The 15,053-nt window shown below is 36.7% G+C and carries 7 protein-coding genes and 1 pseudogene; all 8 read right to left on the bottom strand.

Annotated elements, in window-relative coordinates; all coding sequences use genetic code 11:
• Positions 1–183 precede the first annotated feature (183 nt).
• On the bottom strand, positions 184–2,406 hold the full coding sequence (locus LIT25_26760; GenBank protein USK36727.1) for a helix-turn-helix transcriptional regulator: 2,223 nt from the start codon (positions 2,404–2,406) through the stop codon (positions 184–186).
• A gap of 1,869 nt (positions 2,407–4,275) precedes the next feature.
• On the bottom strand, positions 4,276–8,394 hold the full coding sequence (locus LIT25_26755) for a phosphodiester glycosidase family protein (protein USK36726.1): 4,119 nt from the start codon (positions 8,392–8,394) through the stop codon (positions 4,276–4,278).
• Positions 8,395–9,241: 847 nt separating this feature from the next.
• Positions 9,242–9,628, bottom strand: coding sequence for a VOC family protein (locus LIT25_26750; protein ID USK36725.1), 387 nt, complete (start codon positions 9,626–9,628; stop codon positions 9,242–9,244).
• A 618-nt stretch (positions 9,629–10,246) separates the two neighbouring features.
• On the bottom strand, positions 10,247–10,447 hold the full coding sequence (locus LIT25_26745; protein USK36724.1) for a twin-arginine translocase TatA/TatE family subunit: 201 nt from the start codon (positions 10,445–10,447) through the stop codon (positions 10,247–10,249).
• Positions 10,448–10,543: 96 nt separating this feature from the next.
• On the bottom strand, positions 10,544–12,394 hold the full coding sequence (locus LIT25_26740; protein USK36723.1) for a metallophosphoesterase: 1,851 nt from the start codon (positions 12,392–12,394) through the stop codon (positions 10,544–10,546).
• Positions 12,395–12,690: 296 nt separating this feature from the next.
• Positions 12,691–12,801 (bottom strand): annotated as a pseudogene (locus LIT25_26735) (twin-arginine translocase subunit TatC).
• 34 nt (positions 12,802–12,835) lie between these two features.
• Positions 12,836–13,060: a twin-arginine translocase TatA/TatE family subunit gene (gene tatA, locus LIT25_26730; protein ID USK36722.1), complete on the bottom strand. Its 225-nt coding sequence runs from the start codon at positions 13,058–13,060 to the stop codon at positions 12,836–12,838.
• A 344-nt stretch (positions 13,061–13,404) separates the two neighbouring features.
• On the bottom strand, positions 13,405–14,841 hold the full coding sequence (locus LIT25_26725; GenBank protein USK36721.1) for a DUF839 domain-containing protein: 1,437 nt from the start codon (positions 14,839–14,841) through the stop codon (positions 13,405–13,407).
• Positions 14,842–15,053: the final 212 nt, after the last annotated feature.

Raw genomic sequence — 15,053 nt, 5'->3', positions numbered from 1 at the left:
GGAAAGCGAATACTTTCATTTTTTTAAATCCGTGATAAAAAATATCATTTTTTAAAATTTTGTATATAAATTCGAAAAATTATAAATATTTAGTATATGAATATTTCCTAAACTTTCTTTTGCAAAACAAAAAATACCCGGATTATCATCACAACAATTGATAATCTGGGATTCATACTCTATTTATTCATTATATTGTCCAGGTGATATCCCTGTATATTTTTTAAATAACCTAATAAATGTCTGTACATTATTAAAACCAACCATTTCCGAAACTTGGTGTACTTTGAAATGATGATTTTTGAACATTTCTTTGGATTTTTCAATTCGGTAACGGTTTAAAAATTCTTTAAAGTTTTGTCCGATATGTGTTTTAAACAAGGTACTAATATAACTAGAAGACAAATTAAAATTCTCCGCTAGATCGTTTAAAGATATATCTTTTTCGTAGTTATCATAGATATACTGAACAAGTTTTTCGGTCATCGTGGAACTTTCTTTTTCTTTTCCTATCGTAATGATATCAAATAATTGGTTGAACTTGTCTCTGATGATGATTTCTAACGTTTCCTTATTATCTAATCTAGATAATTCATGCGAAATAAATAATTTATGTTTATCATGGTTCTCAATCCTTTCATTCCTAGATTGTAATATCCGCTGAATAGTTGAATCGAGCGCAGCTACAAAATAAGTTAATGTGTCTTGGTGTAATTTTCTTTCATACAAGTTCTCTTTTATTAATAAGTCGATTATTTTTTCTGCTTTTTCCTTTGCTGATATTGAAAAATAGATAAATTCCCTTTCCAAATCTAAAGGATAATAATAATTGCTTTCTACAAGATGCTGAACATCTTCCTTTGCAATAATCGTTTTCTTCTCAATAGAAAACTTATATTCCAGTAATTCTAAAGTATTTTGAAAATCAGTTTCAATCTTTTCAATGGTATTCACTGAGGTACCAATCGAAGCGATTACAGGTAATTTTAACGTTTTTTCCATTTCAAGAATATAAGATTGTATCAATTCTTTCATATCAGATAAACCTTGATCGCACATTAGTAAAACAAATCGATTATTACTTAATTCCACAATTTCAAAATCACTGTGATTGCTATATAAATCCTTTAAATAGGAAATTGCCTTCACCTTTAAGACTGTATATCGTTCTTGGAAGGTAGTATCATGGAGCTCTCTTTGGAAATCCAATTCAAAAATAATAATCCTGAAGGGCTTCATTAAAACCGTTACATCATACTTCCTAATAAAGTAATCAGCTTTTTGACACGTTAATATACCCATTAGTAACTCACGGATAAAATTATTTCTTAAAGATTGTTCATTCGTTTGTATGATTTCTATTAACTTTTCATTTGTATTCTTTAAATTGTAGATGGATTTTTCAATATGGCTTAATTCATCTTTTTCAGGATGTGAAGAGAACATCTCTGCTATTTTTTTAATAGGGTGATAGGATCTAGAAATAAACATAAAAGATAGAACAAATCCTACCGTCAATAAAATCACTAATAAAAATAGCAGACTAGTAATCGAATGAGGATGAATAATACCATTTTCTACAACGGGAGATTTAATCGCATAATTAATCTCATTTATCGTATCCGAGGGTATCAAATGGTATTGATTTTCTTTATTCTCAATATATTGATATTCCTCTAGTTCTTTCGATACTTTATTTAATATATTCTTAGGATATGTTGTATTTGAAGAATTAAATATATGATTCTTATCGTAAAAAATGGAAAAGGAATCATTATTGTTTAACTCTGAATATGGAAAATATCCTTTGGTATTGAACGTTACAAAAAACACCACATCTTTGTTTGTATCAAGTAATTCTTTTTTTATGATTGTAAAAGAATCTTTAGGGTGCTCATTGGGTAGAACTAATGCTTCCTGATTACGGTAGTTTATTTTCGTCTTTTCAAGATATTGGTCTAATTTCTTTTGTTCTTTATTTGGTAGCTTTAAATTACTAAGGAATTGATGGTACGACATAGTTGCATTCGGTGTTATGACAAGGCCTGTCTTATTTTTATAAATTGAAATTTTATATTCATAATTTGAAAAAGAGGTTATGTCTTGTTGCAATAGATTGTAAACTCTTGATATATCATAGTAATCTGGATTCTCGTCTGTATTTTTTGTATATTGTATAAATTCATGATTAGATTCTATTTGTATAAGCTGAAGCAATGCCATTTCCATTGTTCTGTCAATTTGTTCTTTTGTTTGCATGATCATTGTCTTATACTTTGATCTTCTCTCATTTTCAGCTATCTGACTATTTTTAAAGTTAAAAATAAACACTGAAACAAGAGTATAGATAATGATAATAATAATAAAAGATGAAAAAAGCTTCCAAAAAAACTTACCTTTCCTCAAGTGCTTTCACCTCCTATTATGTTTAAAAACTTATCTGTTATTTCTGTCTAAAGAATTTCAATTTCTTTAATCTGATGACTCAGTAATAATGTTAATATTATCAGGTTACTGAAAATGGCAGAATCAAAGTCAAATAGGATAAGGAATTGTACGTATACTTTTGGAGTCTTCCTCAAAATAGTAATAAGATTCAAATTAAAAGCAGATGAGAATTTAAAGAGAGCGCTTACAAATAGGTATTACAAAATTAAATCTCCATATCTGTTTCCGAGTAAGCGTATTTCTCTCTGGAATAACGATAAAATGTAAGTTAATGGTCTCTCGCCGGCTCTCTAAAATAATGCTGCTATTTTTTTCGGATGGCGGAAGCATCGGAAGCATTTCTGAGAGCTTTACCAACCCCCCAGTAATAAACGACATAGGAATCATTTCTTTCTGTAAATTTCTAACTATAGACTTTTAATGTACTCTTCAATCAGCACTTCCATATTGCAGCCTCCTATCGCATCAAACTTTTTGCAAAATTCGGACTTTTTTTATCCTTATTTTACTATATCGGTCTATATAACACTTCAAGTGACACGAAGATTGCTTAATTTCTGCTTTTAAGGGTTTTGCATAAGTTACTACTTCGTTTATTTTCTTCTTGTTTAACTTTTCGGTAAAACTATACACCAATAGTGACTTTTTCTTTAACTAGCTGATCGTTACCTTCTCCCTAGGCCCCTTTTCCTTCAATAGCTGTTGCTCCGCCGAATACCTTCGAGAAGGTCTCGAGTGATTGATTTACATAAGGGGGGATTATCAATAGGCTGGTCCACATTATAGGCGGAAGGCACATGAATTTTCACCTCGTCATCAAGGTGGAATTTTCCCTTTAATTCGTTATTTTCTTGGGCTTTAAGTGTCTCCTGTTGGCCTGTAGCATACACCGTATGTCCTATGAACCCAATCAATAACAACGATAGAACCTAGTACAACAACTTTTTCCTTTTCAAACCTGCCACTCCTTTTAATTGGATTTTTATGCTGTCAAGACGATGATAAGTGCTTCATTTAATATGTTTACTGTAATTGGATAGCAAGATAATGGGAATAGGCATTATGCCCTCACTTTACATATAGAAATAGGATAAGTTAAGGACTTTTTTCGTATTTGTTTAGAGTTGAATAGTACATTTCCTTCCAATTATTTTACGAAGATATTAGATCAGTAGGGATAAAAACAAAAAGCACGCCTAAAGGCGGCTTTTAAAAAATGGGACTCTACGTTTTAGGTTAAATACAAAAACTATTTTTCAATCATCTTTCTTCGCAACACATATTTTCCTCATTCATATAAACTAAATGTCCATTGATAAACGTTGCATTTAATTGACTATCAATAAGGACGATATTTGCTTTTTTCCAACGTCTAGTCTGCCGACTTCATGATCAATTCCAAGCAATATTGCGTGGTTCAGACTTACCATAGGCAAGATACTTTCCAGTGGATACCTAAAAAATACCCCGTTCGAAAAAGTGTACTTTTGCGAACGGGGTTCAGGGGATCCTTATCATTTCTCTTCGCCTCACTAGCTTAGACAACTAAAAGGAATCACTTTTACGCTCATTAAAAATAACCTCTTCTAAGTTGAAGAGATTACAGTATTTAGTACACATTTTGGAGCCTTCTAAAATATTGGAACAATAGAATAAAGGAATTCTATGTAGACTATTATAAATCCTTCTAAAACTCTGCCTTGTTAGTTTAATAAGAAATCAACAGTAATCTTTAACAGAGCCAAATTTTTTGATTAAAATTGATTGATAAAAAAAGTGCAAAGCACCACCCATTATTTTAGATGGTACCTCGCACACACTCACTATTTATTGCACTTCTTCAAGATCATAATCTTCATTTACAACAGTAAATTGATCAATTGTAACACCGTCAGAAGTCGTTGTTGTAAAGGTGATTTGATCTTTGTCAACCTTTGCAGTTATTGAAACGGCAATGTTTTCCATGTTTACAAATTCAAATTTCTCATCTGCAACTGCATCATAGTGTTTAGTTCCATTCGTACCAGCGAGAACATAAACAGCTCCGTTTGGATCCTCTTTGCCAGCCTTCAGTTTCTTCGTTCTGCCATAGGCATGATCATGGCCGGAGAAAACGATGTCAATCCCTAATTCATCGACGACTGGCGGTAATTTTTCCTTAATAATTTCATTCCCGCCAAACGGATTTGTGTAATAAGGCGGCTTGTGGGTTACAAGTATTTTCCAAGGCTTGTCCGAATTTTTCACATCTTGTTTAAGCCACTCAAGCTGCTTGTCAAGATCCTCGCTATCACTTGTATACCCTAAAACGCTAATGTGAATATTATTGTAATCAACAGAATACGTACCGCCTTTGTCGACATCTGGTCCATTCTCAGGAGAGTTAAAAATGGCTTTAGCTAAATGTCCATCCGGATCTCCCATGTATTCATGGTTTCCGAGAGTCGCAACAAGATCTGTTGAACGAATATTGGTATATTGGCTCATGATACCTAGTGTATCATCCCATTGCTTGAATTTAGCGGATTCATCAATAAGATCTCCAACATGAATCAAAAACGATAAATCTTTTTTATCTAAATCTCCTAGTATTGTTTGAAAGAGACTTAAATCAGAAGGTGATTGAGTGTCACCTAAAATTGCAAACTCAAAGCTATTCTTCCTTTTTAATGTGGTGAACTCTTGCATTTGTGACCAGTTCACTCCGTCACCAACACGATAAACATATGTCGTATCTTGCTGTAAAAGCTTTAATGTCACTTCATTCACTCTGACAATTCCATTTTTCGTAATATCCTGTTCACCAGAAAATACCTGGTCACTTGAGGAAGCAGCGACTGTTCGAAGGGACTCCTCACCTTTATTGTAATAGTCTTGTTTTCTTGCATATTGAATGAAGGATGAATTTTCTTTTCCTAAAGGACTCGACATCCATGTGAAGCCTTTTGACTTATAAGGGTCACCTGTAGGAGTTGAAATTACATTTTTTATCTCTGTTGCAGTTGTAAGAGATGGATAAGTTTGCGTGTTCACTTTAAACGAATACTTCCCATCTTTAACTCCATATAAAGCGATTTTCTTTACATCATTAGTGATCGAATCAACACGAAGGGTACCATCTTTGTCCGTTTTTCCTAGAAAAACCGGTTCTGTGCTGCCTTCAATAATTGCGAAGATTTCCATATCACTTACTAATTCGTTATGGATATTTTTTGCAGTTATGACAACTGGCTTCCCGATTAATATAGGCTGTGGAATAATGTCGTAAGCACTTTCAATTGCCACGCTAGTTGGTTCCATTGAATAAGTGGTGACAAAGTTTTCTTCTTTAGGATCCTTGTAGGTTAAGTTTGCTTCCATTATTTCATAGCTTAACTTACTGTCTTCTTTCATCGATTCAGGAATTCTAATCTGAATGGTTGCAGCATCTGAAGTTACAGCTGTTTCACCGTTATTCACCAGATTCAATGTAAGGATGCCTGTTTCAGCTTCATAGCTTGAAGTACTTGTGTTAAATCCATTAGAAAACTTGATATCTTCCACTGGATAGTTTTTATCAATGTGCATTTTTATAGCAGACCCCGAGATTTCCGATGGATTCGTGGCTTTAACTGCAAGTTCAAATACATCCCCTAGGAATGCTTGCTCTTGTTTCTTAATGACTTCAATCTTTGCTGAACCTGTATTGACTGTAAAATAGCCAGTTTTAATCGCTTGGTTTCCAAATTTATCAGGAACCATAAGCGTGATCTTATGTGTTCCATCCGCCCATTTGAAACCACTTAATGAGACAGATCCATCCATATCGTATGAAAAATGACCTTCCGATTTGGAATAATCTTTCCCATCTACGAAAATATTAATCTTATCCCAATCAATTCCTGTTTTAAAAGGATCGTCTTCATACTCATGAACCTTTGCAGTCAGATTGACAGCATTTCTCGTGAATTCTTTTCCGTCTACGTTAATGGATTCAATAACTGGAGGATATAGATCATCCACTTTTTCTCCATAAACTGCCCGGATATTATCAAAATAAATGGAGCCTTTTGTCATAGGTCCGGTAATTCCAGATTTTGTAGACATCAATCGTATCGCTTGGGTCCCAGATAATTTGTAAGGGCCTGTAAACGATTCAGGAATTTCCGCTTCAATGTATTTCCATCCAGTCCAGTCAATACCTGGTTTTTCCTGAGTAAGATTAAGTGTCTGACTTTTACCATTTCCATCTACTATTAACATTCTCAGCCAATAGCCTTGAGCTTCTGGAGTTCCATAAACCCACATTCCTATACTTGATGGATCTCCATCAATGTCTGTATTTGTACCAGAGCCGGCATAAACACCAAGTGTTGTTCCTGTTTGTGCATTTGTAAAATCGAAATCCATTTTTAATGACTGATCACCAAATCTTACTGGTGCAGGATATTTAGTTAAACTCAGCGTCCCTTTTTCACCGCGATTTGCAGTCGATGTCTTCCATCCGCCAAGCTCTTTTTCAAAGTCAAATAAAACTTCAGGAAGCTTTCCAACAGAAACATTCATTTGAGCTGTATGATTTGAGTCCTTTAAGCGAGCTGTGATTGTCCCTGAAACAGTTTGATCTCCTGTGTGCAGGATTCCAGATTCATCAATTGTTCCCATACCTTCTGGAATTTCAAATTCAATATCTCGTAAACTCCAGTCTACAAATCTCTTTTGAAATTTTGCTACTAGATTTAACGAGGTCTCACTATTTCTAGCTACTGTTAATTCAGATGAGGTGAAGTACATCTCGTCGGGCTTGGCGATTTCAATAATACTTTTTCCAACCTCTTTACCTTCATGTTTCAATAAAACATAAAATTGACCAGTTTTCCCGTTTGAAATAAATTTTCCATTTTCATCGATTGTACCATATGAAGAATCGGCTAGTTCCCAAGTTAAACCAGATGCAGGCAGAGGAGCAGATGCCATAGAATTGTCTCTTCCCTTAGCACTGAATTGAATGGTTGAGCCAGGGGTAAAGGATTTATCATACGGTTCGATATGAGCCGATTTGAAAAGATGATCTGATGGCTCTTTAGAAACAATCAGCCAAGTGTTTGCTACACTTCTTTCATTACGGTCGGATGGTTTATTATCTACCTCGAGATCGTCACCGCCTAGTTCACGAGTTGTAAAGGTAGAAGAGCCTCCACCGTCAAGGTTTAAAGCATTTACTGCTCCTAAATCGATCATCAATTGTGCCAAATCTGGCATAGAGATTCCACTTGAATAAGGCTCTTGTCTCCCGTCAATTACAACAAAAAAAACATCGCCGTCTTCTTTAATGCCGACAGCCGTTCGCGGCTCTTTGTCTGCTCCTGTTTGTGGAGTCTGATAGATTTGGCCATCTTTTACTAGAATTGCATTTCCGCCAAGAGCTTCCTGTAATTGGTCCTTCATTCCTTCATATTCCGCATTGTTACCAATGACTGCATCCCCGGTTTTCTTTATGCCAAAGAAATTCCACTCTTGTCCACTTTGTGCTTTTACAGCTTTTCCATCTTTGTAAACAACACCAACGGGTTCACCTGTGGCCATATTATAGAAATCTGCATTCACAGCTGCTACGACTTTATGATTTTCCCCATTGGCTGCATTCGCTTGCTGTCTAACAGGCTGAAGACCAAATGCTTCTCCGTCATCAGGTGTGCCTGCTTCTATAGATACCGTCGGATTATCTGTATCAACATCTACTACGAAACTCTCAATCATTTTTCCGTCTTTTCCTTCAAAACTGTAGTGCTTTTCTTTTACACCCGGTGCTAGATCAGCTTGATATTCGTTGATAGGTGTTTGTACAACAACAGAGCTTAAATCGAAATTGCCCAAGGCTAATGCAAAGCTTGGGGAAATGATACTACTTGCCAAAACAAAAGATAGGGTAAAGAGTACTAGCCTTTTTTTCCAATTTTTCCTCATTTTGAGTCTCCATCGTAAATGTATTTCGTCAAATTTCGGGGATTTTGTTTAAAATTCGACGATATCTTTAAAATAATAGAAAAATATTAATCTATCATTAATTTAACGTAAAGAAATGCAGCATAAAAAAATAATAAATGAACTATATGAAATATGATAAATAAGGATATTTGACCTATGTCCAAGGAGATTAAGAATGGGAAGGGAACAAAAAATGAAGTTGTACCATCAAGGTTATTCAAAAAAATGGAATGATAAAGGTTGATGTTGCAGTTATGCCATATAAAATACAAAACGAATGTTTTTTCTTCCATCTGTATAGGTTTATCAATTTCATAAACCGACACTTTAATGTTATATAAACAAAGGGGCTATGCCCCTTTGCTCTATGGACTTATCCCTGTCAAGTAGAACTAAAAAAGGCTATGCTGCCATCTGGCATCTTCATAGGGAAAAAGAATCCTCATTTTTATACTTATAAGTTTTAAACAAACGTTTATTTAAGTTGATTTTTCATTTTGTTAATATGTTGAAGCAAATAATAGAATTTTTTCTCTAATTTCGTTCCAAAGTTAATACCCAAATTCTCTAGGTTCTAGTGACCTATAGCCATTCTGTACTTTCTAATAATGGCCTAAGGAGATAATAATGATTTCTAATGAAAAATGATATTTCTATTAAGGAAATCAATTTGTTTATTAAAGCTTTCAAAAGATGCGAGGATATACAGGTAAAAAAGCATCTTTATAATGACATTCAATTTTTGAGTGAGATTATAAAACCTTAATCGTCAACATTCATCCTTACCGCTCAGTCTGTGGCCTAGTCCTATCTTTTGACCAATCAATTACAGCATTTTATATATTTCAATTAAGTTATCATCAGGGTCACGAAAATGTGCAACACGCGCTTGCCATTCCTTGCGATCATGAGGTTCATTAACAAATTCAATTTCTTTTTCTCTGAAACGGTTATACGTCTTATCGACATCTTCTACTTGAAATTGAAGTAAAAATCTTGATTGAGACTCAGCTTCTAAAGGCTTATTTTCTTCTCTGACCAATTCGGCCATAACTTTTCGAGATACAAGCTCAATTTTTGTTTCCCCATTATTGAATAGCGCATATTCCATGTCTTCATCGTACCAACTTACTGGAAACTCCAATAAATCTCGGTAAAACATGCCGCTTTTCTTAAAATCTTTGACCAAAAGTCTTATTTGCAACAACTTCAAATCAATCATCTCCTGAAAAATATTATTGAATAGCCGACACCCTCGCCACTCATTGAACATTTCGTTAGTGATTCCAATATTCCTTCTCTATCCTGCTCAGTTATCTGCATAAGAAATGAATCAACATTATTATGAGTCAATAATTTCTATCGTAATTACAGAAAGAATCGTGTTTTTTTCGTTATTGGGGTATTAAATTACCTTAGCTTGATGGGCATGGGGTCCTACCAGCAAAACGCTGAAAACATACGCTAAGGTATTATTCAGGAAACCAAGAGTTACTGAGTCGCCTTATAAATAAAGGATTTATGAGGCATTCCCTACCATAAGAAAAAGGCAGCCTCAGTAACGAGTTGACACAAACTGTGACGCAAATGAGACGGTATGAAAATTAATTATATGAGTTCGATCTGCTTTGTTTCTTATGTTGGGATAAACGATAAAGGCCACTAATGAGGTAGTACAGAAAGAAGTAACCAAAGGTAATGATGTGTCGTTTGCACATCTCATCAAAATGGCAATAAGATTCATTTCATATATGCCCATTAGTAATACCCCTAGTTAAAAAAAGAAGATGCGAGTTAAATGATATACTCACATCTTACTAGATTTATATTATTACATACTTTTTTCGTTCTTAATTTTCGATTGCTCTTGTTCTGGCTCATCATCTGAAACCAGATCTTGTGTTGACTTTTTAAATTCCTTTAATGTTGAACCGACTGCACGACCTAGTTCTGGCAATTTTGATGGACCGAAAACGATTAATGCAATAACAAGGATTAGTATCAAACCGGGAATCCCTATATTTTGTAACATAAAGTTGACCTCCTATTGTTGATTGTAGACTTATGATCTATTAACCTAAATTTGTCATACGATCCTATTTTAAGAAATGATTAAAATATTGCTATACTATTCTTTACTGCCAACAGTGAATGGTTTGGAAGCTTGTTGATCACTCAATTGCCTTACCTCGTCCTGAGTCAACGGGAGGTCAAATACGCGAACGTCGTCCAGCAGTCCATTGTAAGCTTCTCCGCCGGTTTCGGTGGCTCCCAGTACGATTTTACTCGTCACAGTCGAAAGCGGTCCGAGATTCGTTGTATCGCTTGCCACTAAGTTACCGTCGACATAAATCTTCAGCCCAGTTGAATGATTGTAGGAAGCCACATAATGATGCCAATTGTTATCGTTGTAGGTCCATGGAAATGCCAGCGCTGTATAACCGGCTGAAGCATTGGGCCAATAGGCCACGCGAGCTTGACCCCCGCTTGTCAACTGAAGGGCCGTGAAACGATTACTGTGACGGAAAATGCTCGTGGTGCCGGTTGCAGGCTGAGAAGTCTTGAACCACAACGACACGGACTCGTCACCTGTTTTATTCAAAGTTGTCGAAGAGTTGAACTCGGCCCTTGAGCCGCCGCTGAAAGCAAGCGCTCCGCCTTTGCCCGAATCGGTCCAAGTCGGGTTGTTAACCAGAGTTCCGGTGTTGCCGTTGCCTGAAGAATCGCCGACGGTTGTACCGGAGCCTTCATCGAACTTCCAGTGGGCTACTATTTCGGCAGGCTTTACAGTTACTCTAATGCTTGTTGTCAAAGGCACGTTATTGGGATTTTCCACCCCATTTGGCAAAGTTACAGTTCCATTTACAGTGAAGGTCTGCACAGTCTTTAAAGTGGGATCATAGTTTGAAGCATCTACATTCCATGTCACTTTGGCTCGAATGGGGTGGCTGCCTGAAACGGTAACCAAGTCTACAGTCGTTGGCAATCCAAGGGCGTCCGCTGTCTTCGCCGCTCCGATTGCCACCATTATGTCAGCAGGCGCAGTGAGGCTGGTTATTTTTGTTTGAAAATCAATCGTGTACTGTGCTTCTGGAATCCATTGTTTACGGTAGAAATCCCGTCCTTTGACGATGATCTTGTCATCGTAAACTTCCAAATGCCAACCTTGGCTTTCCTGACCATAAAAAGTTGTATAATAGACAGATGCAGTATTAATCATTGTAAAATCCTTCTGGATTATACTTGGACGATGTAGATCTTGATGGGTATGACCTGAGAATAAAATGGACTGTGGGTATTTCGAGAGAATATCGTTCAGTTCTTTATTTTGAATTATTAGAATTGGCAAAGGACAATCAAAAGTCTCTTCCATTTGTTGGTGAAGGAATACAAAAATAGGTTTTTTGTTTTTACTACGTTTTTCCAAAGTATCTTCCAGCCAATTCAATTGTTCCTCGCTTAAATTTGCTGCGTCTTTTAATGGCCCATCTGGTCCCCAGGTTTCAGAGCCAAGAAAAATAAAAGAATAACCTTCGACCATTTTCTCATAATATACGTGATCTTCACCTATAAAGTCTGTAAACCGTTTAATATTCACTTCGTTGCCCTGTCTGTTAAAAAATTCGTGGTTCCCAATGGTCATATACGTTTTCTCTGGTTTAGGAGATTGCTCTAATAGTTCTCTTAATTTTGAATATTCCTTATCTGTACCGTAATTCGTCATATCTCCATTGATAACCATGGCATCTACTTCCGGGTCGATTTCGTAAAGATCTTGAAGTGCAGCCGAAAACTTTTCATAAGTCTGTTGATTAGTAATGTGTAAGTCACTGATCACATTTAATGTCATATTAGGTGAATTCATGATGGATGAACTAGATGCTGCACTAGATGCCGCACTAGCTGGTAAACCAGGAATTGAGTTTACTAGAGTCGATCCTATGGCAGCAGCTCCAACAAAAATCGTGGTCTTCTGCAAAAAGGTGCGGCGATCCATTTCCACATTAAAAGGATCATTTTTTACCGTTTTTACTTCTTCGTTTAATACGTTTTGGTCTTTCATAATTTTTTTCATTGAATATTCTTCCCTTCTAACAAAGTATTATTTTTCACAATATTAATAATAATGAGTAGATATTAAGTTTATAACTCAAGTCATGCTGGAATCCGTTTCCTCTATCTTTTCATAAATACGCTATTGTTGTGACAACACATATTGAGCGTCTCGCAGCAAAATGGTTGCAGCTTCTTGAAATGTGTTTCCCGTTTTGTGCCTTCAGGTGGCGTAATCAAGATCGATACTACAATAAGAGCAAAATATGAGAGTTTCCTCGCTTTAGCCAGTCTGATTGGGTTAAGAATCCCTAATTTCGTTAAGAACATCACAAAGAAATAGACGAGTTGCCTCGTCTACCTATGATTATGAAACTGCTGATTTCTCCTGCTTCTTTTCAACAGCTGTTAATTCAGGCTTTTTCGCTTCCTCTTTCTCTTCATCGGATACTAACCCCTTGGCCGCACTCTTGAATTCAGTTAACGTGCGTCCAAAAGCCCGTCCGACTTCCGGCAGCTTGGAGGGGCCGAAAATAATTAAAGCAATCACAAGTATTAAAATCAAACCAGGAATCCCTATGTTTTGTAACATTATAATTAACCTCCTATTTATAGAACATTTTTCAAATCCCGCTTCTTTTGAGAGAGATAGTTAAACAACTTATAATGAGCTTTATAACCACAAATATGACATCTGACACTCTCACTTAATTTATCTTGGTTCGAGATGACAAGAACGTGTGGAAGATACATCATCTTTAAAGCTTCCTTAACGTGTTTTGTACAAGCAAACATCATCTGAGGTGCCCCTCCCATACTAAATAAGGTAAGGTGTAAACGAGATCACCCATTTACACCTTTCTTTTATCAAGAAGATTGGTTTTCTTTAACGCGGGCCGGCTTACATCTTTTTATGGATGAATCCTGTAAAACAGTTTAAATCATCTTTACTCCGTGGCGCTCAAATGCTGCAGCTTCTAGAATGGACATCCCTTGACTCTCGGCAACTTGAGCCAGTTTGTCCGAAACTTGCGGTGCAAATTGCTTCGCAGGAGCAGCATAGGACATTTCCCTTGCGCGCGCAGAGTTTCTGCGTTGGAACGGTCCCCAAATGGCAAAGGTTTGACCTGGGCTTTGAATATTGACAAAAAGCGTGTTTCCATCAGGCGAGAAGGTCGGGCCTGTCAATTCAGTATCACTAAGACGGTTGGCGGCAAAAGGATAGACTTTGCCTTCTGGGGTAATTCCCATAAGTCGATCTTGTCCTGAACCATCTTCTGCATACCAAAGGTCGCCCCAAGGAGTCATACAGATATTATCTGGATATTCCATGTCATGTGCATCCGTTCCCTCATAGAAAAGCTCCAAGGTATTGGTTGCTGGGAAATAGCGGTAAATACGCCCAAGTTTTTTCTCGCCGGCAGAGGTATCATCGAACCAGAAGACACCCGCTTGGAAGAACGCTCCCTCTAGTCTACTGAACTGAATGCATTTATGTTTAGCGGCATCCTCACGGCAGAGATGAGGATCTAGTTCCTTCCAAACAATCTGAAATTTTTGTCCTGTTTTAAATGTGCTTGCTGATGGATCAGTTACCGCTTCAATCGCCGCCGCATAAAGCTTACCGCCTTTTTGTAACGCGCCCGGTTTTTGGCTTAAGTCATTTGGGATAAAACGGTAAAGGTAACTTGGGCTTGAATCCTCTGTTAAGTATACATATCCTGTCGCTGGGTCAATTGCACAGGCTTCGTGTGAAAAGCGTCCCATTTCCTTGATTGGAGTTCTGGACATTTCGTTCTCCGGCTGTGTCGGATCCACTTCAAACACATATCCATGTGTCGCAGAACGTGTTTCTTCACAAGTCAGCCAAGTGCCCCAAGGAGTCGCTCCACCAGCACAATTTCGGATTGTACCTGAAGAGGTGACATATTCTTCGATAACTTCGCGATCTGGACCTACAACTACAGCCGTTGTACCACCTTGAGCAGCGGCATCATAAGGATTGCTTCCAAATGCTGCGCCTGCCCCCAATTCATGATTACGAACAAGGATGGTCGTATTGTTAGGACCTTCAAAAGCTGCCGTTCCATCAAAGGCTCCAGGGATTTTTCGCCCATCAGTCATTAGACCGCCTTCTTTAGAAATAATTTTGTAATGAAAGCCCTCTGGAAGATCAAGAATACCATTTGGATCTGGAACCAAAGGACCATAACCGCCAAAACCACTGGTTGGATTATCAGTAGTATCTGCCAATACTTTTGAACCGAGTGATAACACACCAGTTGATCCTAGGGTAAGAGCAAGTGTGCTCATTCCTCCCGCTTTTAAGAAATCTCTTCTGTTCAAGCCATTTTTAGATGTTTGATTTTCCATAATAAATATTCCTCCTCATGAATGTTTCTTCTATCTATTAGTAGTTTAACTTGGGAACTTTAAGCATTAATTGAAATTTTGTAAGGATTAAGTAACAAAATGTTACGCCTTGGCTAGCAGCTATTATTCGACACTGTAAATCCGGGCTTTAACGGTTCCACCGATATAAAATCAATGGCATTGGTACCAAAGCTTAATAAGATATCCGCCAC

It is taken from the genome of Bacillus sp. F19, assembly GCA_023823795.1.
GTDB lineage: Bacteria > Bacillota > Bacilli > Bacillales > Bacillaceae > Bacillus_P.
This window is presented reverse-complemented; position numbering and strand designations above follow the sequence as displayed.